Annotated in this window: 24 protein-coding genes and 2 pseudogenes; 17 read left to right on the top strand and 9 right to left on the bottom strand. The window is 64.3% G+C overall.

Annotation, left to right across the window (positions count from 1 at the left end; genetic code table 11):
• Window positions 1-213 precede the first annotated feature (213 nt).
• The 5 genes from AC3IMC_RS05955 to hisC form a co-directional block, all read right to left on the bottom strand.
• Entirely contained in the window at window positions 214-1122 is a 909-nt protein-coding gene (locus AC3IMC_RS05955; RefSeq protein ID WP_490917477.1) for a YaaC family protein, read from the bottom strand.
• Between the two features lie 425 nt (window positions 1123-1547).
• On the bottom strand, window positions 1548-1670 hold the full coding sequence (locus AC3IMC_RS05950) for a hypothetical protein (RefSeq protein ID WP_490917476.1): 123 nt from the start codon (window positions 1668-1670) through the stop codon (window positions 1548-1550).
• 107 nt (window positions 1671-1777) lie between these two features.
• Window positions 1778-2170: a hypothetical protein gene (locus tag AC3IMC_RS05945; protein ID WP_490917475.1), complete on the bottom strand. Its 393-nt coding sequence runs from the start codon at window positions 2168-2170 to the stop codon at window positions 1778-1780.
• A 1003-nt stretch (window positions 2171-3173) separates the two neighbouring features.
• Window positions 3174-4586: an amino acid permease gene (locus AC3IMC_RS05940; RefSeq protein ID WP_490917474.1), complete on the bottom strand. Its 1413-nt coding sequence runs from the start codon at window positions 4584-4586 to the stop codon at window positions 3174-3176.
• A gap of 51 nt (window positions 4587-4637) precedes the next feature.
• A complete protein-coding gene (gene hisC, locus AC3IMC_RS05935) occupies window positions 4638-5735 on the bottom strand; it encodes a histidinol-phosphate transaminase (protein ID WP_490917473.1) in 1098 nt (365 codons plus the stop codon).
• Between the two features lie 93 nt (window positions 5736-5828).
• Between hisC and AC3IMC_RS05930 the strand changes: the two genes are divergently transcribed.
• The 9 genes and pseudogenes from AC3IMC_RS05930 (at window position 5829) to AC3IMC_RS05890 (ending at window position 12646) form a co-directional block, all read left to right on the top strand.
• Window positions 5829-6332 carry an Lrp/AsnC family transcriptional regulator gene (locus tag AC3IMC_RS05930; protein ID WP_490917472.1) on the top strand — a complete coding sequence of 168 codons (504 nt, stop codon included), beginning with the start codon at window positions 5829-5831 and terminating at the stop codon, window positions 6330-6332.
• Between the two features lie 120 nt (window positions 6333-6452).
• Window positions 6453-8111, top strand: a complete 1659-nt coding sequence (locus tag AC3IMC_RS05925; RefSeq protein ID WP_490917471.1) for a thiamine pyrophosphate-binding protein — start codon at window positions 6453-6455, stop codon at window positions 8109-8111.
• Window positions 8112-8466: 355 nt separating this feature from the next.
• Window positions 8467-9702: a hypothetical protein gene (locus tag AC3IMC_RS05920; protein WP_490917470.1), complete on the top strand. Its 1236-nt coding sequence runs from the start codon at window positions 8467-8469 to the stop codon at window positions 9700-9702.
• Between the two features lie 154 nt (window positions 9703-9856).
• Window positions 9857-10024 (top strand): annotated as a pseudogene (locus tag AC3IMC_RS05915) (NADP-dependent oxidoreductase); the annotation flags it as partial.
• A gap of 186 nt (window positions 10025-10210) precedes the next feature.
• Window positions 10211-10408: pseudogene (locus AC3IMC_RS05910) on the top strand (nuclear transport factor 2 family protein); the annotation flags it as partial.
• Between the two features lie 44 nt (window positions 10409-10452).
• Window positions 10453-10644 carry a hypothetical protein gene (locus AC3IMC_RS05905; RefSeq protein ID WP_490917717.1) on the top strand — a complete coding sequence of 64 codons (192 nt, stop codon included), beginning with the start codon at window positions 10453-10455 and terminating at the stop codon, window positions 10642-10644.
• 147 nt (window positions 10645-10791) lie between these two features.
• Complete coding sequence (locus AC3IMC_RS05900; RefSeq protein WP_490917469.1) at window positions 10792-11595, top strand: DUF6994 family protein; 804 nt, start codon at window positions 10792-10794, stop codon at window positions 11593-11595.
• Window positions 11596-11631: 36 nt separating this feature from the next.
• Window positions 11632-11871, top strand: coding sequence for a hypothetical protein (locus AC3IMC_RS05895; RefSeq protein ID WP_490917468.1), 240 nt, complete (start codon window positions 11632-11634; stop codon window positions 11869-11871).
• A 190-nt stretch (window positions 11872-12061) separates the two neighbouring features.
• Window positions 12062-12646, top strand: coding sequence for a DUF2510 domain-containing protein (locus AC3IMC_RS05890; protein WP_490917710.1), 585 nt, complete (start codon window positions 12062-12064; stop codon window positions 12644-12646).
• A 61-nt stretch (window positions 12647-12707) separates the two neighbouring features.
• Here the strand turns inward: AC3IMC_RS05890 and AC3IMC_RS05885 are convergent, their stop codons facing one another.
• Genes AC3IMC_RS05885 through AC3IMC_RS05875 form a run of 3 tightly spaced genes read right to left on the bottom strand, consistent with a single transcriptional unit; the run spans window position 12708 to window position 15770 of the window.
• Window positions 12708-13487: a carbon-nitrogen hydrolase family protein gene (locus tag AC3IMC_RS05885; RefSeq protein ID WP_490917467.1), complete on the bottom strand. Its 780-nt coding sequence runs from the start codon at window positions 13485-13487 to the stop codon at window positions 12708-12710.
• 45 nt (window positions 13488-13532) lie between these two features.
• Window positions 13533-14882, bottom strand: a complete 1350-nt coding sequence (locus AC3IMC_RS05880; protein ID WP_490917466.1) for an APC family permease — start codon at window positions 14880-14882, stop codon at window positions 13533-13535.
• 9 nt (window positions 14883-14891) lie between these two features.
• Window positions 14892-15770 carry a carbon-nitrogen hydrolase family protein gene (locus tag AC3IMC_RS05875; RefSeq protein WP_490917465.1) on the bottom strand — a complete coding sequence of 293 codons (879 nt, stop codon included), beginning with the start codon at window positions 15768-15770 and terminating at the stop codon, window positions 14892-14894.
• A gap of 96 nt (window positions 15771-15866) precedes the next feature.
• Here AC3IMC_RS05875 and AC3IMC_RS05870 point away from each other — a divergent pair, with 96 nt between their 5' ends.
• The 7 genes from AC3IMC_RS05870 (at window position 15867) to AC3IMC_RS05840 (ending at window position 22726) form a co-directional block, all read left to right on the top strand.
• Window positions 15867-16616 (top strand): FadR/GntR family transcriptional regulator, encoded by a 750-nt coding sequence (locus tag AC3IMC_RS05870; protein ID WP_490917464.1) that lies wholly within the window; start codon window positions 15867-15869, stop codon window positions 16614-16616.
• Between the two features lie 75 nt (window positions 16617-16691).
• On the top strand, window positions 16692-17441 hold the full coding sequence (locus tag AC3IMC_RS05865; protein WP_490917463.1) for an SDR family oxidoreductase: 750 nt from the start codon (window positions 16692-16694) through the stop codon (window positions 17439-17441).
• An 84-nt stretch (window positions 17442-17525) separates the two neighbouring features.
• Window positions 17526-18278, top strand: a complete 753-nt coding sequence (locus AC3IMC_RS05860; RefSeq protein ID WP_490917462.1) for a hypothetical protein — start codon at window positions 17526-17528, stop codon at window positions 18276-18278.
• A 51-nt stretch (window positions 18279-18329) separates the two neighbouring features.
• Window positions 18330-19877, top strand: a complete 1548-nt coding sequence (locus AC3IMC_RS05855; protein WP_490917461.1) for an HD domain-containing phosphohydrolase — start codon at window positions 18330-18332, stop codon at window positions 19875-19877.
• A gap of 94 nt (window positions 19878-19971) precedes the next feature.
• Window positions 19972-20901: an NADP-dependent oxidoreductase gene (locus AC3IMC_RS05850; protein ID WP_490917460.1), complete on the top strand. Its 930-nt coding sequence runs from the start codon at window positions 19972-19974 to the stop codon at window positions 20899-20901.
• Between the two features lie 242 nt (window positions 20902-21143).
• Window positions 21144-21659, top strand: a complete 516-nt coding sequence (locus tag AC3IMC_RS05845) for an RNA polymerase sigma factor (RefSeq protein ID WP_490917459.1) — start codon at window positions 21144-21146, stop codon at window positions 21657-21659.
• Window positions 21656-22726: a CU044_5270 family protein gene (locus AC3IMC_RS05840; protein WP_490917458.1), complete on the top strand. Its 1071-nt coding sequence runs from the start codon at window positions 21656-21658 to the stop codon at window positions 22724-22726. The genes AC3IMC_RS05845 and AC3IMC_RS05840 overlap by 4 nt, the downstream gene beginning before the upstream one ends.
• 57 nt (window positions 22727-22783) lie before the next feature.
• Here the strand turns inward: AC3IMC_RS05840 and AC3IMC_RS05835 are convergent, their stop codons facing one another.
• Complete coding sequence (locus AC3IMC_RS05835; RefSeq protein WP_490917457.1) at window positions 22784-23170, bottom strand: hypothetical protein; 387 nt, start codon at window positions 23168-23170, stop codon at window positions 22784-22786.
• A gap of 157 nt (window positions 23171-23327) precedes the next feature.
• Here AC3IMC_RS05835 and AC3IMC_RS05830 point away from each other — a divergent pair, with 157 nt between their 5' ends.
• On the top strand, window positions 23328-24980 hold the full coding sequence (locus AC3IMC_RS05830) for a LuxR C-terminal-related transcriptional regulator (protein ID WP_490917456.1): 1653 nt from the start codon (window positions 23328-23330) through the stop codon (window positions 24978-24980).
• Window positions 24981-25074 lie beyond the last annotated feature (94 nt).

The following is a 25074-nucleotide window of genomic DNA, read 5'->3' as shown; positions in this document are numbered from 1 at the left end:
AGGCACAATTTGACCACAACCCCAGCCAAGTAAGTTTTGTGAGCCCCTTGCGCGTCGCCGTTGACCCGCGGATTTTGTTTTGGCCGCGATGTCGGCGGCCAGGAGGTTGCTTGGGGGGACGAAGTACCGCCAGCAAGGCCAGGCATCGAGAGGGGCCGCGAACCACAATGCAATGCGGTTGGTTAGCCGCACCAAAAACCCATTGATGTCTGTTTAGCCTTGTTGCAAGCCTTGGCGGGACAATTCACCCCAGAGCAGTTCCGGCACGGCATCAATCGCCGAGTCGAGCAGGAACTCGATCCTCGATGCGATAGGGCTGTCGGCGAGCGAGAGTGTTTCCGTCCATTTACTGGGTGCGTATCGCGCAAGCATCGACAGGGCGTAGAGCACGCACCACCAGGACATCAGCGGGCGGAGTGTTCGTTCACTACCCCCTGCGCGTGGCAGAAGAATAGACGTTCGCCTGTAGTACTCGGCGCCGTTGAGATCGGCAACGGCGCCTCCATGGCGGCTCTTCAGTTGATCGGCGCTTGGGACGATCACGAAGCAGCATCCCTCGTTATGACTCCAACGGACGCTGCCGGCGCCGTCTAGAACGACTTCGAGGTCGCCCAATGCGGGATAGCGTGCGAGAATTGCACGGACTTCTTCAGCTGTCTTACCCTGTCCGTTTGTCAGATCTGGAACTCGGATTTCGATTTCCGTAGGGAACATTTTTCCCTGGACGTTGTAGACGTGCGCGTCGATGATCGGGCGACTATACCCGTCGGGCTCCTGGAATGCCATCGTGTAATCAACCAGCTGGTTCATGGCAGCCCCGAAGTCGATCGAATTGAAATCAAGCGGCGAGTCGATTGCGAGGGATACCCGAGAGAACAGGTCCCGGGTACCCGGGTCCTGTTTGATCGGCGTCGCTAGGACCCCGTTGGGTACCTTTATGTCGTACTTGAGGCCATGCCCGTTGGCCTGCCACTGGTGATCCGTCCCGCGTCCGAGCAGTCGCGACCCCGCAGCGATTGCTCGCCCGGCCTGGGAAAGACCGTAAAAGAGGTTCAATGGCCGACTCTCGTATCCGATCCGATCAGCGGCGGCGAACTGCTGTTGAGCCTGTTCCAGAGCCATGTGAAACTCGCGCCAACGCGACTTATCACTTCGTAAAATACTAGCAAGTGCCCCCTGCGGTTCTGCCCTATATTGTACGGATTGAACGCCAGGATTCCGAGGCGGTCATCAGGCTCATTGAGTAGTTCGTAGTGGGCATGGGTAAAGCGTACTCAGTAGGGACAGCCGGCGAACAACTGCGCCCGGAATACAATCAGCCCGGGTCTTGCCCCCATAGGAGCCCTACCGGCGACAAACTGCTGCGACCACGAGCAGAGACCCTAGAACCGGATCACGTGGTCTAGACATCAGAGCGCAAAGCGGAACTCCACCACGTCCCCGCTGAACACCCTCTGCTGTGCAGGATTACTTCTCGACCACTTCCTCGTCGCCGGTGTCAGCCCCGTCCGCCGTCTGTTCGCCACGCTTCTTCCGTTTGAACAACCCTACGACGCACCTTCGACCGAGCCCGCCGTACCGGCAATGGCGCCACCGACGCCCTTGACAGCACTGATGGCCTGGGGCTCATCCGCGATCCCGTCCCCGTCGATATCCACGCTCCGGAACACGCGCGATACCGTGTCGGTCGCGGTGGCCACCCCGGCCCCCACTGCCACGGCGCCCGTTGCGACACCGCCTCCGACTGTGCTAGCAGTGCCAGCTATTCAGTTTTCCGTCACTTTCGCGGCATCTTCCATGGCTGCCATCGCTCGGTTCTGTTCGACTTTGCGGCATTCGTGCCTGCCTCTACACGCGCCAGATGTTCGGGGAACGTGTCGGGGAAATCGGCAAATGCTGCCCGCGCTGCGACGATGACGTCGCGACCGAACACGAAGCGCGTGACCCCTCCCGCCAAGGCTCCAACGGCGTACTCAATCGTTGCCTGCTGCTTTCCACTCAAGTTTTCGCGCACGGCGTCCATTTGACCTGTCTCCACAGTCCGAACGAAACTCAGCGCGGCGCCTCCATGGAGGGTGTGCGCGAGCGTGTTCGCCCAGCGCGACCAGTCCATTTTTACAAGGCGAATTGGAAGATAATTTCCGCACGAAACCTTGATCGCATCGCTCAATGATTGCCCACGTGTCTTGCCCGCGAAACCGCTCAGCCGGGGAGAGTATCAACGCATGACTTATTGGCAATGGCTGCTGGACTTCCTCAGCATTCCCAGGTGCTCATCGACCTTAGCAAAAGGGGTGGCGTCATCATGGCCATCCTTGGTGCGTTAGTGGCTGCCCCTGACGGGTTCAAACAGAATCTGGCTAAAGTTGGGGTGTACGTTGGAGGAGGGTTTCCGGCGGCTTCGTGATTGGCTGCGGCATCCAGCGGAAACCGCCAGTCCGCACGGGATCGCTTCGGGATTTCGATCGGGAGAGGGCGGCCTTAGTGCCAAGCTAGACCTACGTTGGAAAGCGTCCCCGGATGCGGCAAAAAAGCTGAGTGGCTGAGGGCAGGACTTCAGCGCTTGCAGGCTCAGGTTTCGGCCGAAATTTCCGGTATAAAAACTAAGGACGACCAACTGGAAGTAACCCTTGTAGACCTCCGCGACCGTCTGACTGAGGACATCAATCGGCTTCGACGTCAGATGGATGAAAAGGAAGCGAAGTCGAACCAAATAGATGCCCTGGGGCTTCTCCCTATTACAGCTGGTATCGCCCTCAGTGGCATACCGGGAGATGTGGCGAGCTGGGGCATCGGGGGTTGGCTTGCCTGGCTCGCTCGTGCTGCAGTCACGCTGTATGCCGTTATTTCCAGCTGGAATAGGGGCCATTGGCGCCCCCAATTATCAAATTAGGAAGAATCGCATTTGGATTCAACGCTGACTTCTGGTGAACGTACGCGAACTGGGTCGGTCCGGAGGTTTTTGAAACTTAGCACCGCGGTGGCTACACGATCCCAGAGGTAATAGAAAGCATGGACGGACCCGTTTTCGTCAAAGCACGGGGGCGGGCACTGCGGGGCCAATGACAGGGACTCGGGACGCCTCAGCCCGGCACCATTTGCCAGCCCTGCATACAGCGCCGAGGGCGCGCCCGGCCAGGCGGCGCGCCCTCGGTTCACACGAACCTCACGACTTAGTCGACGAGCACCCGCTCCTTGGCACCATCCGACGATTCCACCCGGGGCTGGGCATCCCTGTTCCGGTGGTTCAGCCAATTTGCTACCGCCAGCACCGCCACAAGCGCGAACGTGCTCAGCAGCTGCGGACGTGACTCGTCGCCGATGAAGCCAGCCATGAAGATCGCAGCCAGGATCAGCAGACCCAAGGAAGCGAGCCACGGGAAGCCGGGCATCCGCAGGGGAAGCTCAGTCCCCTCGCGGTCGGCGCGCAGGCGCAGCGCGAGCTGTGCGAGGAGCGCTGACGTCCACACCAGCAGGCACGTGGAGCCAACGATGTTCAGCAGGACGCCCAGGACCATCTCGGGGAACATCACCTCCAGCACCACCGTGACAACGCCGAAGGAGACGCTGGCCAGGACGGCAACAACCGGCACCCGCGCGGAAGACACCGAAGCGAGCCACCGTGGCGCTTCACCGCGCTCCGCAAGGGAGAATGCCATCCGTGAGGCGCCGTAGAGGTTGGCGTTGAGCGCAGAGAGTAGCGCCGCGACGGCCACCAGAGTGATAGCAGTGGCCGCGCCCGGCATTCCGACGGCGTCCAACACCGCCGCGAACGGGCTCTTCAGCCCCGCCGACCCCACGGGAACCACGGCCGCAATGATGAAGATGGCTCCGATGTAGAACACCAGGATGCGCCACAGCACCGTCCGGACTGCCTTCTTCACGCTGCGGGCAGGCTCGGCGGTCTCGGCGGCCGCCACCGACACGATCTCGGTGCCGCCGAACGCGAACGCCACCACGAACAGAGCGGTCGCGATTCCGCCGAACCCGCTCGGGGCATAGCCCTCCCCCATGAAGTTGCCAAGCCCGGGCGACTGCACCCCGGGAATCAAGCCGAAGAGCAGGGCAGCGCCCACCAGGAGGAAGCCGACGATCGCCGCCACCTTGAGCAGGGCGAACCAGAACTCGAACTCTCCGAAGTTCTTCACGCTGGTTAGGTTCACGGCGGTGAGCACCACGATGAACACCAAGGCCATCAGCCACACCGGCAGCGCCGGGAAGATGGTGGCGAGCAGGCCAGCTGCACCCAACGCTTCCGCTGCGATGACCACCACGAGCTGGATCCACCACAGCCAGCCCACCGTGGCGCCGGCCACCGGCCCGTACGCCTTGGCGGTGTAGACGGAGAAGGCGCCGCTGTCCGGGTTGGCCGCGGCCATCTCCCCGAGGGCCCACATCACCAGGATGATGAGCGTGCCGGCCACGAGGTAGGAGATCAGCACGGCCGGGCCGGCGGCCTGGATGCCGGCGCCGGAGCCGATGAACAGGCCGGCGCCGATGGCGCTGCCCAGCCCCATCATGGTGAGCTGGCGGGGTTTGAGGGCTGCGCCGAGGGGGCGGGCAGACGTCGTTGTCTGTTGTTCCATGGGGATTCCTCAGGTTGTGGTGGAACGGATTGGGGATAGGTCAGAAAGATGTCAGGCCGCGTGGGCGGCGAGGAGCCGGAGCACGCGGTTGTTGGAGACGGGGTCGGCCACGGTGATCCGCACGCCGTCGCCCTGGTACGCGCGGACCAGAATGCCCGCGGCGTCGAACGCGTCAACCAGCTTTGCGAGCAGCTGGTCGTCAGCACGGATCCACAGGAAGTTGCCCTGGCTTGGCTGCAGTTTCCAGCCCTGGGCCTCCAGCTCGGCGGCCATCCGGGCGCGCTCCTGCTTCACCGCTGAGACCCGGGCTGCCATCTCCTCCGCCGCGTCCAGCGACGCGATGGCCGCCTTCTGCGCCAGCGCGCTCACGGCGAACGGCAGGGCGGTGCGGCGCAGGCCTTCGGCGATTGCCGCCGTCGTAATGGCGTAGCCGACGCGCACGCCGGCGAGCCCGTAGGCCTTGGAGAAGGTGCGCAGGATGCAGACGTTCGGGTACCTGCGGTAGAGCGCCAGGGAGTCGGGGCCGCTGCCGGCGTCGGCGTACTCCACATAGGCCTCGTCGATCACCACCAGGACGTCGGAGCGGACGGACCGCAGGAAGGCCTCGAGGCGTTCGTGGCTGATCGGCACGCCGGTGGGGTTGTTCGGGGTGCAGAGCAGGATGACCTTGGTGCGGCCGGTGACGGCGGCGGCCATAGCGTGGAGGTCGTGGCCCTCGGCGCCGTCCAGCGGGACGCGGACCGGCCGGGCGCCCGCCAACTCCACCAGGATGGGGTAGGCCTCGAAGGAACGCCACGCGAAGACCACCTCGTCCCCGGCGTCGCACAGTCCGGTGATGATCTGCTGCAAGACGCCCACGCTGCCGGGACCCACCGCCACCTCCGCGGCGGTGACGCCCAGGTGCCCGGCGAGCCGTTCGCGGAGTTCGACGGCGGCCATGTCCGGGTAGCGGTTCATCCTGCCGGCCGCCTCGGCCACGGCAGCGGTGGTTGCGGGCAGGGGGTCGTAGTGGCTTTCGTTGCTGGCGAGGGCGGCGATATCCGCACCGGCGCTGCGCCGGCCGGGGACGTACGCCGGAAGGCCGGTGACGGCGGCGCGAAGGGTGGGGACCGCCGTCGGGGGCTCGGCCAGGAGTTGATCAGGGCTCATGACGTCCGATCATGGAAGTGACCCGGGCCACACTGCAAGATAAGCTCTGGTGCTTGGGACTTCTGCTCAACTTCTAGTACCTCTGGTGAAAATATGACCATCGCGACCTCTCGCACCCTCGATTCGCTCGACGGCAGGATCATCCTTGCCCTCGACAAGGACCCTGAAGCCAGCGCCCTGGCACTTTCCCGGACACTCGGCGTCGCACGCAACACCGTCCACGCGCGGCTGGCGCGGCTGGAACGCAGCGGCGCGCTCCGCTCCTTTAGCCGCAGGCTGGACCCCGCCGCGCTGGGCTACGAACTGATGGCCTTCCTCTCGCTGGAAATCAGCCAGACGCGGTTCGGCTCCGTGGAAAGCGGCCTCGCCACGATCCCGGAGGTCATCGAGGTGCACGCCACCACCGGCGACGCGGACCTCATGGCCAAGGTGGTGGCACGCGGTACCGCCGACCTCTACCGCATCACCAACCAAATCCTGGAAATCGACGGGATCCAGCGGACCAGCACCGCCATCTCCGTCATGGAACTCATGCCGCCCCGGTACGACGGCCTGATCAGCCGGCTCTCCAAGGAGGAGTCCGGCAGGGCGGACTAGATTTGTGGTGATGTGCACCACAGGTGGGCTTTTTGTCACTCCTCCTTCCTTCCGCTGCCAAAAATCCCAGCCGCAAACGCGCCTCTTGCCGATCTGAGGTCTGCGTCACAGGATTCCTGCATGACTTCACTTACCGTCTCCGGCCGCGTGGCGCAGGTTCTCAGCAGCTATGTCAGCGACGTCTTCGGCGTCATGGGCAACGGCAACGTCTACTTCCTGGACGCCGCGGAGAAGCAGGGCCTGCGATTCACGCCCGTCCGGCACGAGGGCGCCGCCATCGCCGCGGCCGACGCCTACTACCGGACTTCGGGACGGCTCGCCGCGGGCACCACCACCTACGGCCCCGGCTACACCAACGCGCTCACCGCCCTGGCCGAGGCGGTCCAGGCGCAGATCCCGGTTGTGCTGGTCACCGGCGACGCGCCCAGCAGCGGAGCCCGGCCCTGGGACGTGGACCAGGCGGCCATCGCCGCCGGCCTCGGCGCGGCCACCTTCACCGTCACCCGCGACGCCGCCGGCGCCGTCACCCGGCAGGCGGTGGAGTACGCACTCACCCGGCGCACCGCCGTCGTGCTCGCCATCCCCTACGACCTCGCTGCGCTCGAGGCTGCGGACGAGGAACTTCCGGAACCGCCCGCACCCAAGGTGACGGACGACGTCGACGGCGGCCTTGGGCAGGTCGCCCGCCTTCTCGCCGGTGCCAGGCGGCCGCTGATCCTGGCCGGCCGGGGTGCGCACCTCGCCGGAGCCGGCCGGGAACTCCGAGATCTCGCCGACCGCGTCGGCGCACTGACCGCCGGAACCGCCCTCGCGCTCAACCTCCTCAATGGCGAGGGGTACCTGGGCGTGGCCGGCGGTTTCGGCACCGACACTGCAGCCGGACTCATGGGCGAGGCCGACGTGGTCCTGGTGGCCGGGACGAGCCTGAGCCCGTTCACCATGCGGTTTGGGCACCTGCTGGGGCCGGATGCGACTGTTATTCAGATTGATAGTGCGGTGGAGCCGACAAATCCACGCGTGGATCTGTTTGTTCAGGCCGATGTGAAGGTTGCTGCTTCGCGACTGTTGTCCCTGGTTGATGGCGAGACTGCGGCGGGAGTTTGGCGTGCGGAAGCTGCCCGGCGCCTGGCTGTTGGGCCGGGGCACGTTGCAGGTTCCGCTTCCACTGTGGACGGGCGGCTGGACCCGCGGGCTCTGGCCACGGCCCTGGATGCCGTGCTGCCGGAGCGCCGGACGGTGGTGCAGGACGGCGGGCACTTCATCGGCTGGGCGCCCATGTACTGGAACATCCCGCGGCCGCAGGACCTGGTGATGGTGGGGACCGCCTTCCAGTCGATTGGGCTGGGCCTGGCGAGCGCCGTCGGGGCGGCCCGCGCAGTGGAGAACGACCGTACCCTGGTGCTGGCCTCCGGCGACGGCGGCTTCCTGATGGGCCTCTCGGACCTCGAATCGCTGATCGGCGCCGCCCGCAGCGCAGTAGTGGTCATCTACAACGACGCCGCGTACGGGGCCGAGATCCACCAATACGGCTCGCAGGGCCTGACCGAAAAGCCCATGCTGATCCCGGAGGTGGATTTCAGCGGGATTGCCCGGGCTCTGGGTGCTGAGTCGGCTGTTATCCGGTCGCTCGGTGACTTGTCGGCCCTGCAGGACTGGATTGACGCTGGCGCTCACGGGACTTTTGTGGCCGACTGCCGCATCACGTCCACCGTCCGGGCGCCGTGGCTGACCGAGTGGATGAAGGCCTCCCAGGCTTCCAACGCGGCCATAGCAGGGTGACCGACCAACGGCATCAGCGGAATCACGGGCAACTTTTGTAGTTGGAGGACCCACTTAGGTAAGTTGAGGCATGGTCGCCAAGTTGCCTCGCTTCCTGCGGATCAGGGGTGTTGTTCACGCCAGGAAGATAGCTCCATAGCGTGGCTGAACGGGACTGTACTCACCAATCAGGGCCAGAGCCCCGCCTATGCTGTAATTCCGAGACGATTCATCTCGGGCTCCATTTTCCTTGTGCAATCGAGTTCGGAGGCTTCATATGGCATCTGTAAGCGTTTCTGTTGGTCCTAGCGACCGGGCAATAAGTTTTGACCACGCTGCGCAGAACCATTATGGACAGGTTCAAGGCTGCCTCAACATGATCTCGCTCATTGGGGTGAAAGAGGATCAAACCGGCTTCGACACTCGCCTGAGGGAGCACTTGACAGAGCCTCAGCAAGAGGAGCTCAGGGAAATTATGCTGGAAGCCGCCAAGGTTTTCGGGCAGCTGGGGCCTAAGCTTGAACCGTCAAAATTTGAAATTTCTTCTACTGGCCGCGACCCAGAGGTTTTCGCGACTTTTCAGCGAATCATGCTCGGTGCTACTAAACAGGTAACAGTCACCGACAGAAGCCAATTACTGCAACGATCCGTTCTGATAATCTTGGTAAGCGGGTTCGAAACCCTCATGTCCGATTTGGCGGCCGCCATCATCCGGGAAAACCCCGGGATAGCGAGTCTTGAAACTGCGAAGCTCAGCCTTGCCGAGCTCCACGCTCTAGGCTCAGTTGCTGAAGCAGCCGAGCATTTGACATCGAAATACGTCGAAGATCTTGCTAGGGGATCAATTGAGGACTGGGTCAAGTGGTTTGACAAGTCCGGAGTCAAACTAAACGAAATTCCGGCTGGCTGGGCACAATTTAGGGAAATTTTCGCGAGACGAAATCTTTATGTTCACACTGATGGACGTGTCAGTTCGCAGTATATCGATACAATGGTGTCCGCTGGTGCGAAGGCGGAAGACATCGCCCCGAAAGATTCCAAGATCACTGTCAATAATGAATACTTACAACAATCGTGCGAACTCTTAATGGCCGCTGGCACCCTGTTGGCTACTAGTGTATGGATGAAGCTAAGGCCCAGCGAATCATCCCTTGCTGTTCAGTGGTCCCTTGGAGTTCTGGAACGTGCCCTAGATGATCGCAACTTTCAGGCTTGTGTTCACATTTCTGACAAGATGCTGCGAGTTGTAGGCACCAAGGCCAACTTGGTGACGGTCTGCAGGCTGAAGACAGCCAACTGGACAGCAAGAATGCTGGCTGGCGATACAGAGCGAGTGGCAGCAGAAGTCCGCGGCTGGGACGTTGGTGGAATTGATCTTGTCTACAGTCACGTTCGCTCAGTCCTGCTTGCTAACGATGAGCATGCCTTGGATGAGATCTCCACCCTCGTCAGGACTGGACGCCTGGCTAAGGTTGACGTTCTTTCCTCTGTTCTCTACCAAGGCCTTAGGGAACGCCAAGGACAGCGGTTCTATGATGCGCTGGATGTCGAACATTTGGGCCTTAAAATCCTCGCGGAGGGCGGCGAGCCCTCACTTGAGATAGCACCGTAACGCGCCACTAAGTACGGCCGTTAGGTTCGGCGTTGAGGATGACGGGCGCCACATTTGGGCGCACCTTGTTGGCCGAAGTTCGATGTGATGCCCTGCCCGGAGGCGGCGCGATAGGGGCAGGGCAAGACGACGAACCTTCATGGCCTACTAGGTGCTCAACCGGCTGGGGGTGGAAGGCCGGGGAACGGTCCTAATCGACAGCGGCGCCGGCGGTGTCGGCTCGCCCGGACGTCAGATTGCCGTGGCCATGGGTGCCAGCGTCATTGCCACCGCATCGGAGAAGAACCACGATTTCCTCCGCTCCCTGGGCGCTGAGCCCGTGGCGGGGCACGCTCGGCGCGCTCCTCCCACATAGCTTCAGTATCCGCCGCCAGACGGCGGGCGCAATCCCCCAAAGTCGGCGTTCCTCCAGCACCCCCGGAACCCCCGGCGAGGGGATCGCGGCCGGTGGTGCCGGCGTCGTACTTTTCCTTTACGGGCTAATGAACAGTTGATTGGAGGTCCACAAATGGGACAGGCACGCAAAACCACCGACCGCCTAATGGCGGCCATGGGCGCCAAGGACAAAGAGACGCTGGCGCCCTGTTACGCCGCCGACGCCGTGGCCTACACCCCTGACGTGGGGGAACTCCGCGGAGGCGATGCCATCACCGGCTACCTCTTCGCATACTGGGAAGCCATGAACGACGTCCGGTACGAACACGTGGCCAAGTACGAAGCCAGGGACGTTGCGATCTACGAGGTATTGTGGTGGGAACCAACACCGAGCCACTGCACCTGCCGTCCGGCGAAACCCTGCCGGCCACCGGCAAAACGCTCCCGGTCAGGAGCTGCGACGTTACAACGGTCCGGGACGGCGAGATCACCTCCCATCACTTCTACTTCGACCAGCTGGAGTTCCTGGCACAGCTCGGCCTGATGCCCGCGTTGTCGCCGCGCTAAGCCGTTGGTGCAGGGTGCGGGAAAGATCAAGGCAAGATTGCCACAGTACGAGCCGTTGCAGTCCCCCAAACAAATTGCATCAAACCATCAGCCGCACCGACTAATGGGGGAAACGGATGACGGGTATCCAGTCCTGCCGAGTCACCGATGGAGAACGACCCTGCAACGCCAGATCCTGTGGATCCCGGGTCACTTCCGCTCTTCGATATCTCATTCGATTTCAAAACCGATAAGCCTGCAAAAAATAGGCCCGACGCCGATAGGGACAGTCCAAAACTCCGGTCAATTCACGAACTGTTGTGGACCAAGCGGCTCAACTCCGGGATCCTTTTCGCACCCAAACGGCCACTGCGCCGCCGAGACGGTTACCTTATCTTCACTGACCCTTCCGGCGTCAGACACTGGTACGGCAGCGATGCCATCACTGGCTCCTACGGCCGTTGGCTACGACCGAAGGCTTTAGTCGCCGCCATCGCCGGCCTGAACGAAGAGCAGCGAGCCCGGTTCCTTAACCCTCCGTACACCATTGGAAGTGCCATGATCTGGCCTGTCAGGTCGAAAGACCTGCCCACAATGAACACGGCACGAGGGCTGAGGATTGTCATTGCCGACCGGATGGACCTCACCCTTGAATGCATACGGCGTCACTACGCCGGTGAGCCAGGGAGTCCTCTCGCTGACGTCACTCACGCCTATGAAGACTTTTTCGCCCTCTTCGACGGGTTCAAGGAGTTCGTGGATTTCTTCCACTTCCAGGATCTCGTTACGCCGGACTATGCGCAGATCCGCTTCTATCTGCCGTTCGAAGACTTCCAGCGTGCCGGAACCCCCTCCACCACTGAGGAGTACGTAACGTACCGGGAGGCAACACTGGAGTTTATCGACAAGCGAAGCCGCCGGATGGCGAAGTGGCTCTCGGAGAACCACCCCGACGTGGAGGTCCGCGACTAGCTCCGGCGACAGGGCAACCCTGACATGTCTTTGGGTATGACCGGGGGAACCGCCCTGCGCTACGGCGTGGTTTCGGTCCTGCTGATCACCGTCCAAGTGGTCAGCTTGTGGTTTTATTCCAGCGAGGTCTACCGACCTGCAGGAACTCGCCGACCTGCTGGTCAGCCGGAAAATGCGCGGGAAGTTGCCGAGATCTTGCGGCTGAAAGGCGCTGACGCCTTCCGGTCCAACATGGAAGGCCATACCCGCGGCAAGATCGTGGTTGCCGTCGACTAGGATTCCTGATCCAGGCAGCTGGTTGAGGAGGGCTCCGTCCCTTGGGACGGAGCCTTCCTATGCGTGGTTGCGCTGACTACGTTACGACTGATTCCCACTAGCCACGGCGGGTGGTGTTCGATAATCTTCCGCCAAGAGCTGGGGGCAAACCTTGTTAGGTGGCGTTTGAAAGGAAAGTTCCGTGGGGAAGATGAAAGGCAACCGTCTGAACACGGCTGCCAATGTAGGTAGCTTCGTCACGTCTCGACAGCAGCTCGATATTCAGAGACAGCTGGCGATGCAGGGAGCGATTCAGGCGCAACTTGCTGCTGCTCAGCTTGACCAGCTTCAGCGTCAGCAAATGGCAACTGAGTACGCCAATCTATGCCGATGGGCAGACAACGAATTTCACGCAGGCCGCATGACCAAAGAGCAAGCCGAAGTATTTGTCGCCGAACAGTGGCATAACCGATTGACTCCCCCGCCAAAAAGCTCCTCGCTAGTTACTTCATCTCCATGGAAAGCTCTAGACAATATTCTTGGTCGCGATCCCGCTCCTGGCTGGTACCACGAAGGCCGCGGCACCGCGCGCTGGTGGAATGGCACAAGGTGGACGGTTCACATATGTTCCGTCCAGGAGGCACTTGCAAGGCAGCAGGTCCCGCCTGTAGCCGCTCCACCTCCGTCGACGGGCCAGGTGACATGCCCGGCCGGTTGGTACCCAACGCCTACGCATGGGGAGCTGGCATATTGGGATGGAAACGTGTGGACCGGCCAAACCAGAACGGATAGCTAGAACAGGCAGACGTTCCTGGCCGACTCCTCTTGTCATCGGCAACCAGAACTAAGAGCGGTTCCTACAACCGCCGCTGCCGGAACATCGGGAACGACTCCCTCACCCGGTCGACCGTCTCCAGCGAGACCTCCACGGCTCGCACCCCAGCGCCGAGCCCGAGATCAGCCTCCACAACACCCATCGGATCCACCAGCACGCTCCGCCCCACGGATACCGGCGGCGCCTGGCACACTCCCGCCACGTAGACGCTGTTCTCGATCGCCCGCGCCGCATTCAGCGCCAGCCACTGCTCCGTCTTGTGCTCGCCCGGCACCCAGGACGAGCAGACCAGCAGGACCTGCGCGCCGGCGTCGGCTAATGACCTGGCCAGCTCCGGGAAGCGCAGGTCGTAGCAGGTCATCAGCCCGAAACGCACTCCCCCGTGCTCGAACACCACCGGTTCAAGGGACTCCCCCGGCTTGATGAACTCGGACTCGCCGAACCCCTGCGCGTCGAAAAGGTGGATCTTCCGGTAGGAAGCCAGCCGGCCGCCGTCGGGCCCGAACGCCACCAAAGTGTTGTGCGCCCTGTCCGGTTCGTCCGAGGTCTCCACCACGCCCGCCACCAGCGCGATGCGGTGGCGGCGGGCGGTGGCGGCGAGCTCACGGCAGACGGGACCGTCCAGGGGCTCTGCCACGGCCGGGAACGTGGCGTCCACCTTCTTCTTCTCGTAGGTGGCGTACTCCGGGAAGGCGATCAGCGCGGCGCCGTCGCGCGCTGCCTCGGCGGCGAACCTCTCGATCGCGGCGAGGTTGGCCTGGATATCGGCACCCGACTCCAGCTGACCCAGCGCTATCTTCACGAGCTTTCCTTCCCTTGGCCGTACAAGCCGCAACTCAAACAGGGATCAGGCGGCTGCCTCGACCGACGCCTTCTCCGTCGCAGCCATCTCCGGCGGCGCCGCCTTGAAGCCGCGGGTGATCAGGGCCAGGACCACGATGCCCAGCACCAGCCAGGACACCCCCAGCGTAATCGCGTTGGAATCCAGCTGGGAGAGCAGGTAGGCGCAGATGATGGCGCCAATCACCGGGACCACCACGTAGGACACCGGGTTCAGCTGTTGCCCGGCCCGGCGCTGGCGCACGTAGTGGAACACCACTGAGACGTTCACCAGCGTGAAGGCGGTGAAGGCACCAAAGTTGATGAACGACGTCGAGGTGGCCACGTCCAGGAAGAGCGCGATCAGGCCCACGACGCCGGTGACCACCAGGTTGGCCACCGGGGTGTGGTACTTCGCATTGAGCCTGCCGAAGACCGCCTTGGGCAGGACCGAGTCGCGGCCCATCGCGTACATCAGGCGGGAGGCGCTGGCCTGCGCGGCCAGGCCGGAGGCGAACTGCGCCACCACCAGGCCGGCCAGGAACATGGCGCCGAACAGCTGCCCGCCGATCTGCAGGGCGATGGAGCTGGCCGCGGACGCCGAGTCCTCGAACACCCCGCCGGGGTGCACCAGCTGGGTCACGTAAGAGACTGCCACGAAGATGCCGCCGCCGATCAGCGCCACGAGCATGATGGCGCGCGGAACGGTGCGGCGCGGGTTGATGGTCTCCTCGGTGAGGGTGGTGACGGCGTCGAAGCCCAGGAACGAGTACGCGGCGATGGCCGCGCCGGCGGAGATGGTGGTGAAGCTGGCGGTGTCGTTGAAGAACGGCTGGCCGCTGGCCAGTCCCCCGGCGCCGTTGCTGGACACCACGTTGCCGATGGCCAGCGCCACGAAGAACACCAGGACCAGCAACTGGAACGCCATCAGCACGTAGTTGGCCTTATCCGCCACCTTGATGCCCAGGATGTTCAGCAGCGTGGTGACCACGATGAAGCCCACGATCCAGACGCCGATCGGGATGTCCGGGAACTGCGCAGTCAGGTAGGAGCCGCCGATGAGCCAGATGACCATGGGCAGGAAGAGGTAGTCCAGCAGCACGGCCCAGCCCACCAGGAACCCGACCCGGGGGTCGATGGAGCGGCGGACGTAGGTGTAGGCGGAGCCGGCCACGGGGTAGGCGATGGCCATCCGGCCGTAGCTGTGCGCGGTGAACAGCATGGCCACGAGCGCCACGAGGTACGCCGCCGGCGCGGCGCCGCCGGTGGTCTCGGCGATGATGCCGAAGATCCCCAGGACGATGATCGGGGTCAGGTACGCCAGCCCGAACAGGACCAGCGAGGGCAGCTTCAGCGTGCGGGTGAGGGTTGTTGTCACGGTGCTTCCTTAGGGCTTGTAGGACGGCGGTGTCCAGGTGGCCGGATTGATCCGGCCTTGGTAGACGGAAAGTTCGACGGCGGGCTCCCCCTCGCGGAACTGCGACCAGGGGCGGTTGAGGTTCTCCGTGCCGTGCGTGCGGACATGCTCGACGGCGGCAAGGTCCAGTTCCGCGGTGAGCAGCTGCGGCTGATCGTCCGAGGCCTCGGCGAGGGTGTTGCCCTCCGGGTCCACGATGATGCTTTGGCCCTTGCCGGTGGGGCCGGCACAGTTGACGCTGACCATGAACACCTGGTTCACGATGGCGTTGGCCTTGGCGAGGATCAGTTCCTGCCTGCGGTCCGGCGTCGTGGTTTTGACGACGTTGAGGATCACCTCGGCGCCCATCCACGCGAGCTGGCGGGACACCTCCGGGTACCAGGCGTCGTAGCAGATGTTCAGGCCCACCCTGCCGATCCCGGGAAGGTCCACGGTGGTGAACCTGTCGCCCGGATCGTAGGGCTCGAACGGGCGCCAGGGGAAGATCTTCCGGTAGTAGCCGGCGAGCTCCCCTTCCGGGGACAGGACCAGCTGGGTGTTGAACAGCTGGCCTTCCGGTCCGCGTTCACAGACGCTGCCGGGGACCAGCCAGATGTTGAGGTCCCTGGCCAGCTGCTTGAGCTCGGTGACCCGTGGCCCGTCCAGCGGCTCGGCACTTGCCTGGAGCATTTCAGCGCGCTGCAGGTCCGGGTCCTGGTCGCCGAAGAGATGCAGCTCGGGGAAGACCACCAGCTTGCTGTGCGGCTGGGCGTCAAGGGCTGCTTTGACCTCGTCCGCGAAGGCCGAAACGGGTTCGCCGATGAGCCGCGGCCGGGCCTGCGCCGCGACGAGGGGAAGGATTCGTTGCATGGGTTTTTCTCCGCTGTGGGGTGTGATCCGGGTTATATTAGATCAGAATGATCCAATAAAGGGAAGGGGGCCGGCGTGGGCCGTAAAGTAGCGGTTATGACCGATCAGCTGGAGGAGACCGCCGAGCCCCCGCGCCTTGGTGCCGGCAGGATCACCGGGATGGAACGGCGCAGCGCCATGGACGCGGTGCGGATGCGGATCGGCATGGCGATCTCGCTGGGGCTCCTGAAACCGGGCGAGCGGCTGCCGGACCAGGAGGACGTGGCCCTCGGTCTTTCGGTCAGCCCGATCACGGCCCGGCGCGCCCTGGCCAGCCTGGCGGAGCAGGGCGTAGTGGTCCGCCGGCGCGGCCGGGCCGGCGGGACGTTCGTGGCGGATGCGCCGCCGTCGGACGTCCTGGCGTCACTCTCGGCCTCGCCCGCCGAGTCCCAGGCGGTGAACCGGCTGGTGGACCGGCGGCTCTTGTTTGAATGCGCGGTGACGCACTATGCCGCAGTGAACGCCACCACCGAACAGCTGGACGAGCTGGACCGGCTGACCCGGGAGATGGCCGGGGCGAGCGACTGGTCCTATTACCACCGGATGGATGAGCAGTTCCATCAACTGGTGGGAACCGCATCCTGCCTGGACACCGCCGTCGACGTTTACCACGAGACCCTTGCCGAGCTGTATGACTACTTCATCCCCTACCCCATTGAGAAGCTGCACAAGTCCAACCACGACCACATCGCGTTGGTAGCAGCCCTGCGGGCCGGCAAGGTTGAGGAAGCGGTGGAGGTTTCACGGAAGCACGTGGACATCCTTCATCGGACCATGTTCATGGGGCTGGCGAAGGGCCAAGCCTAAGCCGCCAGGCCGATCCACAACGCCGGGCCGCCGGACGCACCTGTTTTGTCGTAGGCCCGGCCTAGGATTTCTTCCATGAGGATCGCCGTTGCAGGGGGAACCGGTACAGTGGGCCGCCACGCTGTGGCCATCGCCAGGGAGCGCGGGCACGATGTGGTCAGCCTCAGCCGCACCGAAGGGGTGGACCTGGTCAGCGGGCGCGGCCTCGACCAGGCGCTCCAGAACGTCGAAACAGTCATCGACGTCGCCGGCATCCAAACCATGTCCACCAAGAAGGCCGTGGATTTTTTCACCAATGCCACCCAGAACCTGCTGGCCGCCGGGAAGAAGGCCGGCGTGAAACACCACGTGGCGCTGTCCATTGTGGGCATCGATCACGTCAATTCGGGACTGTATGCCGGGAAGCTGGTGCAGGAGGACGAAGTCAGGCACGGCGGCATTCCCTGGCCCCTCCTCCGGTCCACCCAGTTCCACGAGTTCGTGCCGATGGCCATCAAGGCCGCCTCGGTAGGCCCGCTGGTCTTCGTGCCCACCATGTTCACCCGGCCGGAGGCGGCACAGGAAGTGGCCGCGGCCCTGGTGGACGCGGCGGAGGCGGGGCCGAAGGGCCGCATCCCTGACCTCGGCGGCCCGCGGACCGAACGGCTGAAGGACCTCGTCTCGGCCTATCTGGCCAGGACGCGGCAGAAGAAACGGATCGTTCCCCTGCACGTCCCCGGCCCCATAGGCAAGGCCATGCGCAAAGGCGCGCTGATCCCGCCGACGGGTTCCGCCGTCGGACGCCAGACGTTCCTGGAGTGGCTCGAAGCCATCGACGCCGCGTAAAAGCCGATCCCAAATGGGGCAGTTGCCCCATGCCCTTGCTGCGGCCCGGTCCTAGGCTCAGGGCATGGAGAAAAGGAGGCGGCCATGAACACCTACCAGCCGCAGTCATCAGCACAGGCAACACCGACCCTTGCCGAACTTCCCGAGGACGCAGCGGAGCATTTCGCCGGCTACGCCATCTTCGGGCTACCTTTTGCCAGCGGCCACTACCTGGCGTTCCGGGATTTTCCGGTGAGCTCGGTTGGCCCCGGCTACCGCTCCGTCTGGCACCGCACGCCCGGCGGGGAATGGACCCTCTACGCAAACACCGCACCTGAGTTCAGCTGCGCCCGCTACTTCGGGGCAGCCTTCCACCACACGGTGGAGACCGACGTCGACATCCGGTGGAGCGGTCCGTTCACCGCCCTGATCACGGTCCCGGGCGTTCTTGACTGGCACCTGCAGCTGGGCACTTCCGCGGCCACCTCAATGTTGACCGCCATGGCCATGCGGATGCCCGAAACGCTGTGGCGCAACGAGCTGGTGCTCAGCGTCATGGGAGCCTTCGCAGGGCCGCTGCTGAACGCCGGCAGGATGAAGGTCTCCGGTGTGGTGCCCAACGGCCAGACGTTCCAGGCCCAGCCCCGGCAGTTGTGGCTGGTCACGGATTCCCAGGCCACCATCCGGGGCGAGGACGCGGGCGTGCCCGGGCCACTGGAGGTGCAGGACCATCTGGCGGACTTCTGGCTTCCGCAACGAGGACTGTTCGGAGCCCGGGTGGGCGTGCGGTTCCCGTCCACCGCCCGTCCCGGCGTGGAACCCGCCGGCGTCCGCGGACGGAAGAAGCAGGCCGCATGACGGCGGGCTGATTCCTACTGCCCGCGGTGATGGCTTCCTAGAATGGCAGGTGTGAAGCAGTCACCGGCGGGGCCGCGCCGCAGTGAAGTCCTGGCCGCGCTGTCCCTCGCCATTGACCTGGGCCTCGGTCAGCCGATGGAGCACATGCTGCGGTCCTGCCTGCTTGCGTTGCGGATCGCTAAGGCGGCGGGGGTTGACGCCGCCGGCCAGGGCAGGCTCTACTACGCCAACCAGGTGGCGTGGATCGGCTGCCACGCGGATTCCTTCGAACTGGCGGCGCTGTTCACGGACGACATCGCCTTCCGCGCCGATTACTACAACCGCGACCAGCACGGACTGCCCATGTACGCCGGCATGTTCAGCCATGCCGGCGCGGGCCTGCCGCCGCTCGCCCGCGTTGCCTACTGGACGCGTTTCGCGGCAACGGGCAGCGCTGCGGTGCGGAACATGATTGCCTCGCACTGCATCTCTGCCGGGGTGCTCGCCAGCAACGTGGGGCTCGACGGCGGCGTGGCAGGCCTGCTTGCACACACCTTTGAGCGGTGGGACGGCAAGGGCCTGCCTGAGGGAGTAGCGGGGCCGGACATTCCGCTGGAAATGCGGATCATGCATCTGGCGGATACGGCGGAGGTGTTCCTGCGCCAGGAGGGCGTTGCGGGTGCCGTGGCGATGGTGCGGGCGCGCCGCGGCACCCAGTTCGATCCGGCCCTGGCCGGGCTGTTCATCGACCAGGCTGAGGCACTCACCGAAGGACTCCTCGACGTCGACTGCTGGCAGGCCGCCCTTGACCTGGCCCCCAGCGACGCTCCCCTGTCCGGGGCCCAACTGGACGCGGTGCTGCGGGCCGTGGGTGAATTTGCTGACCTCAAATCCCCTTACACGGCCGGACACTCCCGCGCCGTGGCTGCCCTCGCCGCCGCCGCCGGGGAGGAGCACGGGCTGCCGCCCGACGATGTGAGTGAGCTCCGCCGAGCAGGATGGGTTCACGACCTCGGGCGCCTGGGGGTATCCAACCAGGTGTGGGACAAGAAGGAGCCCCTCACCCGGGCGGACCTGGAACGCATCCACATGCATCCGTTTCTGGGAGAACGGATCCTCAGCCGCGTGCCAGGGCTGAAGAGCGAGGCGGCCCTGACCGGCCTGCACCATGAGCGGCTGGACGGGTCCGGCTACCCGCGCGGGATCGGCGGAACGGACCTGGGAATCAAGCAGCGGATCCTCGCGGCTGCGGACTCCTACCACGCCTCCCTGGAACCCCGTCCGCACCGGGCAGCGCTCACGCCGGCCGACGCGGCGGCCAGGCTGCGGCAGGAAGTTTCAGCCGGCCGGATTAGCCGGGAGGCTGCGGACGCCGTGCTCACGGCCGCCGGCCAGCAGCCCCATCAGCGGCCTGCCGCTCCGGCCGGGCTCACCCCGAGGGAAGTGGAAATCCTCGGCATGCTCTGCCGTGGCATGGCCCCGGCCGAGATAGCCGGCACCCTGTTTCTCGCCCGCAAGACCGTCCGAAACCACGTGGAGCACATCTACACCAAGATCGGTGCAACCAACCGGGTGGGTGCCACCTTGTTCGCGGTAAGGAACGGGCTGATTGAGCGGTGACTCCGCAACAAAAAATCGTGGGACTGCCCGTGCCATGCACCACTTCCCGGCCCGATCCGGAATAGCTGCAGATGTCCCCGCAGTTGTCCCAGGCATGAAGGCAATCACCTACAGCGAATACGGAGCCCCTGACGTCCTCGAATTCGGCGACCAGCCGATGCCAAAGGTGGGGCCCGGCATGGTCCTGGTCAAAGTCAAGGCAGCCGCGGTGAATCCCGTGGACTGGAAAATCATGGCGGGCTACCTGGATGCCGTCATGGACCTGCAGTTCCCCGTCATCCCCGGCTGGGACGTAGCGGGGGTTGTGGATTCGGTGGGCATCGATGCCCGGCAGTTCCAACCCGGCGACGAAGTCATCGCCTATGGCCGCAAGGACTATGTCCACGGTGGCAGCTTTGCCGAGTACATCGCGCTGCCGGAGCGTCTCCTCGCCCGGAAGCCCGCCTCGCTCGACTGGAACGAATCGGCGGGCCTGCCGCTGGCTGGGCTCACCGCCTACCAGGTCCTCAACCGTCTGGACCTGAAGGCCGGCGAAAGCGTCCTGATTCACGGCGGCTCAGGAGGCGTGGGCTCCCTCGGCATCCAGATCGCCGTCGCCATGGGCGCCAACGTCATCGCCACCGCTTCCGAAAAGAACCATGACTTCCTCCGATCCCTAGGTGCCGAACCGGTCGCCTACGGGGATGGGCTCGCAGAGCGCGTGCGCGCATTACGTCCTGATGGAGTGGACGTCGTTGCCGATTTCGTGGGCGGAAACCTCAAGGCAACCCTGGCCGTGCTGGCCGAAGGCGGCAGGCACGCCTCGATCGCCGACAGCGAAGTTGAAGAGCACGGCGGCGAATGGATGTGGGTCAACCCAGTGGCAGCCGACCTGCAGGCACTCGCCGCGATGGTGGACAACCGGAAGATGCGTGTGGAAATTGCCAAAGTCTTCCCGCTGGAAAAGGCTGCGGATGCCTTCCGGTCCAACATGGAGGGACATACGCGCGGCAAGATCGTGGTCGCAGTGAACCAGGAATCCTGACCGGCTGCCCCCTTTTTACGGAAGGCTCCGTCCCTTGGGACGGAGCCTTCTGCATAGGCGCTCGGGCGGAGCTTTCGGTCAATGAGGGGGTGTCACGTCTCGTCGAGCCGAGGTCTCTCACCGGCCGGTCTACGGGGCCGGTGACTGGGCCTGCAGTGAGCAGGCTGAGTTCCAGTGCGCGGCGATGCGGAGGATCTTTGGGCTGCTCGTTACACTTTCGGGGTTGCCGGACATTAATGTGTATGAGCTTGCAGACAGTCCGGGGGGACAAAGCGGAATTGGAGCGGGAAAAGCGTTTCTTGATAGCGCACGCGGCCGCCCACGACAGAATTTATCGTTATCTTCGCCGCCGGACTGATGATGCCGCCACCGCTGAAGACTTATGCTCCGAAGTCTTCCGGATCGCGTGGGAGAAAACGACCAACAGTACAAGTCTTAGTGTGATGGTCCTTTTCGGCGTCGCGCGCAACGTCTTGCGGAACCACGACAGGGCCTCGGCCCGCTCGGTGAGACTCATCAATGAACTTCGGCCAGAACACACGCTGGATGCCTCAGTGGAGTCTTCACCCCTTCAGGAAGCCCTGGAGAAACTCAGCCCTGATGAACGGGAAGTTCTCCTCCTGACCTACTGGGATGGCTTCAATTCCAAAGAAATCTCGAACCTACTCAACACCAGCGCGACAGCCATTCGGATGCGCCTGCACCGGGCGCGCAAAACCCTGGGCCACCTACTGGAGACAGAGGGCGAAGAACTATGAAGCAGGATACGCTCGACCAGCTGATTGAAAGCCACATGACCGCTGGTGATCCGGCGGCCCACATCACCGACTACGAACTGACCAGGAGCAGGGACCGCTCCCGCGTCCACTTCGCGGTCGCGCCCCCCGAGGATACCGACGACGCCTCCGCTTATGACACCGGCGACCCGCTCAATGTTGTACCAATCCCAGCCAAACGGGCAGGGCGCGCCAGAACATGGCTGGTATCGGCAGCAGCAGCCGCAGTTCTCGTTGCTCTGGTTGCTGGAGACGTCGTCGGGCTTGCCGGCTGGCGGGGCAGCGCTACCGCTGAGGCTGCTGAAGTCCTCAGCACTGCGGCCGAAACGGCCATCACCGGCACTGACCCTGTGGTGAAGCCAGGCCAATACCTGCGGATCAGGAGCACCAACGTCTGGTCAACGGAGACCGTGGCTCAGGACGGTTCATCGCATCAATGGCTGGATACCGAAAAGATGGACATGTATATCCCGGCCGACCCCACGGCGGAATGGGTGTGGCAGCGCTCCGGAAGAATTCCCACAGTCTTCTTCGACGCCAAAGCCCAGGCCTATGTTCGTGACCAAAACGTCCAGCCCCATCCGGAACTGCTGCGGGCCAACAAAGGCGAGTTCTACGGGCAGCCGGGCGGGATATCCAGCACGGACATGTCTTCCTTTCCCCGGGATCCCCACCGGCTGCTGAACAGCATCTACAAGCGCACGCTTGGGAAGGGGCAGTCAGTCGATGGGGAAGCATTGGTGTTCATTGCCGACCTTTTGCGGACAGGGATCGTTCCGGCCGACTTACGTGCAGCCCTGTACAAGGCTGCGGCCATGATCCCCGGGGTGACGATCATGGAAGGACAGGCAAACCTGGAAGGGCGCACGGGTGTGGCGATCGGGCGCGACGAGGGCACGTTCAGCCGCCAGGAAATCATCATCGACCCGCAGACAGGCCAGCTGATCGGCGAACGGCAGGTTGTCACCAGCGACTACGGGGCCGTGCCAGCCGGCACTGCCATCGGGTGGACGGCCATTGAAACATCCGTTTCCGATTCAGCTCCGTAGCGCCCCTTTGGTTGTCGACAGCCCGGGGAAAGCCGATAAGGTCCCGCTTGGACCCAGTCATCCAACCGGCGACCCGACGCGGAGAACCCCCGCAACGTGCCGCGGAAACTCCGTCAGGTCCTCGCCAGCGTCCCGGTACCACTGCGAGAGAACCGCCGGCGGCTGGCCCAGAACGGTCGTGTTGCTGAACGATTCGATCCACGACCCGGACCGTGCCAGGTGTTCGCTGGCCAGAGCCATGTGGTTGGCCATGGATTCGGCGTCGGGATGGACCTGCAGGACGGTGATCTGCCGGCCCTGTTCATCGGCGAAGAACTGGAACACCAGCATCCTCGGCTCACGGCTCTCCACCAGGCCTGCCACCTCGCGGCAGGCCTCGAGGGCTTCATCGAGGTGCCCGGGGCGCACGGTGTAGGTGCTCAAGTAGACAAACGGCTCGTACATGATGGCCTCCTGAACCAGGTGATCCGCACCCTGCGGATCACCTTCAGGATCCCGCCGACGCACCGCGCGGGCATCGGCGGAACGCGCCACCTTCGGCATCCGGCACTGGGTAGTTATGCCCACTCCAGCGATGCATAGTAGTGATCAGGAGGTTGCAGTGGCCGACGACGACAATCACCTCGCGCGCGCCCGGTCGTTCCACGCATCGTACGCATGGCGGCAGGCCTGCGCCGAGTTCCGCGCCGCCGGCGGGCTCGCCGGCCTTGGGGTCGAGGACGTCGAGCGTTTCGCCGAGTGCGCACAAATCGTGGGGTTCCGCGATGAGGCAATTGCCGCGCTGGCGCAGGCCTTCGAGACGCGGGCCGCGAACGGCCAGGTGCGTCCCGCCGTCGCCTCCGCTTTCTGGCTCTGGGAGGCCTACAACCTGAACAGCGAGTTCGGCCAAGCCAACGGCTGGATGGCACGGGCCAGGGAACTTGGCCCGGACGACGCCGGCGACGAGCCCGGCTGGCTGCTGATCACCGCGGCGTACGGCCGGATCGCCGCAGGTGCCTATGACGAGGCTTTGACGCTCCTTGCCCGTGCCCGTGAGGGCGCCGCGAGAACGCACGACGCCGACCAGCTCGCCTTCTCGACGCTCCTCACCGGCCGCGCCCTGGTCCAGTCCGGCCGCCTTGGGGACGGGCTGGACTGGCTCGACGATGCCATGGTCCGGGTAGTGGCGGGCGAGACGACCCCGAGGGTCACAAGCCTGCTCTTCTGCGCGGCGATCGGCACGTGCCAAATGGAGGTCCGGGATGTCTCGCGGGTCCGGGAGTGGAGCGCTGCCCTTGGATCGTGGCTCGATACGGTGCCTCCGTTCGGCGGCCCCTTCTACGGCAACTGTCTGGTTTACCGCGCGGTCCACCTCCGGCTCGCAGGCCAGTGGGCGGCTGCCCTCTCCCTGCTGGAAGAGGCATGCCAAAGCCTGGCCCAGGGCTCAGGAATCCGCCTGGTTGGCCACGCGCGTTACGAGCTCGGTGAATCGCACCGGCTCCTGGGTGACTTCCCCGAGGCCGAGGCGGCCTACCGGGCGGCGGCGTTCGCCGGAGGCCCCACGCAGCCAGGGCTCGCCCTGCTGAGGCTCTCCCTCGGAGATGTGCCGGCGGCAGCAACGGGGATCCGTCGTGCGCTTGGCGAGTCAGTGGGGCCGGCAGCCCGCGTGGAGCTGCTGCCGGCGGCAGTGACCGTACTCTGCGCGGCGGAGGCAGCAGGCGAAGCAGCGGCCGCTGCAGCCGAGTTGGGCAGCCTCGCCAAGCGATTCGCCTCCGACAGCGTGCGGGCCAGCCACGCGCGGGCCCTCGGCGAACTGGCTCTTGCCAACGACGAGTGGCAGAAGGCTCTTCCCGAACTCCGGCAGGCAGCGGGTCTGTGGCGGGACCTTGATGTCCCCTATGAAACGGCACGGTGCTCAGTGCTCCTGGCCAACGCATACCGGGGTGTGGGGGACGACGAGGCAGCGGACCTGGAACTCGAATCGGCGCGCGAGGCCTTCATGCGCCTCGGCGCCCGGCGCGATGTGCTGGAGGTCCAGGGCATGCTCCGGCATCCGGCCCTTCCGGGCCAGCACGGCCTCTCGCCCCGCGAGGTCCAGGTGCTCCGGTTGATCGTGCGGGGCCTGACCAACCGGGCAATAGGTGCAGAGTTGTTCCTCAGCGAGCGAACCGTCCAGCGCCATGTGAGCAACATTTTCGACAAGCTCGGTGTCAGCTCCCGGACACAGGCTGCGACGCACGCCCTCGACCGTGGGATCATCAGCACCGCCCCATAAGGCTGAGCTGCAAGGTTCCCTCAAGATTGGGGCAATAGATCTTCCCGATGGAAGAAAGCTCTTCCCGGGGTGCGCTACATCTTCCTAAGGTGAT

Source organism: Arthrobacter sp. E70, assembly GCF_058266945.1.
Note: the sequence above shows the minus strand (reverse complement) of the source record. Positions and strands in the feature narration are given on the sequence as shown.

Bases quoted from the DNA above. Each gene is read 5' to 3' on its own strand.
- AC3IMC_RS05955 (WP_490917477.1), bottom strand. From the start codon at position 1,122: ATGGCTCTGGAACAGGCTCAACAGCAGTTCGCCGCCGCTGATCGGATC.
- AC3IMC_RS05940 (WP_490917474.1), bottom strand. From the start codon at position 4,586: ATGGAACAACAGACAACGACGTCTGCCCGCCCCCTCGGCGCAGCCCTC.
- hisC (WP_490917473.1), bottom strand. From the start codon at position 5,735: ATGAGCCCTGATCAACTCCTGGCCGAGCCCCCGACGGCGGTCCCCACC.
- AC3IMC_RS05930 (WP_490917472.1), top strand. From the start codon at position 5,829: ATGACCATCGCGACCTCTCGCACCCTCGATTCGCTCGACGGCAGGATC.
- AC3IMC_RS05925 (WP_490917471.1), top strand. From the start codon at position 6,453: ATGACTTCACTTACCGTCTCCGGCCGCGTGGCGCAGGTTCTCAGCAGC.
- AC3IMC_RS05920 (WP_490917470.1), top strand. From the start codon at position 8,467: ATGATCTCGCTCATTGGGGTGAAAGAGGATCAAACCGGCTTCGACACT.
- AC3IMC_RS05900 (WP_490917469.1), top strand. From the start codon at position 10,792: ATGGAGAACGACCCTGCAACGCCAGATCCTGTGGATCCCGGGTCACTT.
- AC3IMC_RS05895 (WP_490917468.1), top strand. From the start codon at position 11,632: ATGACCGGGGGAACCGCCCTGCGCTACGGCGTGGTTTCGGTCCTGCTG.
- AC3IMC_RS05890 (WP_490917710.1), top strand. From the start codon at position 12,062: ATGAAAGGCAACCGTCTGAACACGGCTGCCAATGTAGGTAGCTTCGTC.
- AC3IMC_RS05875 (WP_490917465.1), bottom strand. From the start codon at position 15,770: ATGCAACGAATCCTTCCCCTCGTCGCGGCGCAGGCCCGGCCGCGGCTC.
- AC3IMC_RS05870 (WP_490917464.1), top strand. From the start codon at position 15,867: ATGACCGATCAGCTGGAGGAGACCGCCGAGCCCCCGCGCCTTGGTGCC.
- AC3IMC_RS05865 (WP_490917463.1), top strand. From the start codon at position 16,692: ATGAGGATCGCCGTTGCAGGGGGAACCGGTACAGTGGGCCGCCACGCT.
- AC3IMC_RS05860 (WP_490917462.1), top strand. From the start codon at position 17,526: ATGAACACCTACCAGCCGCAGTCATCAGCACAGGCAACACCGACCCTT.
- AC3IMC_RS05850 (WP_490917460.1), top strand. From the start codon at position 19,972: ATGAAGGCAATCACCTACAGCGAATACGGAGCCCCTGACGTCCTCGAA.
- AC3IMC_RS05845 (WP_490917459.1), top strand. From the start codon at position 21,144: ATGAGCTTGCAGACAGTCCGGGGGGACAAAGCGGAATTGGAGCGGGAA.
- AC3IMC_RS05840 (WP_490917458.1), top strand. From the start codon at position 21,656: ATGAAGCAGGATACGCTCGACCAGCTGATTGAAAGCCACATGACCGCT.
- AC3IMC_RS05835 (WP_490917457.1), bottom strand. From the start codon at position 23,170: ATGTACGAGCCGTTTGTCTACTTGAGCACCTACACCGTGCGCCCCGGG.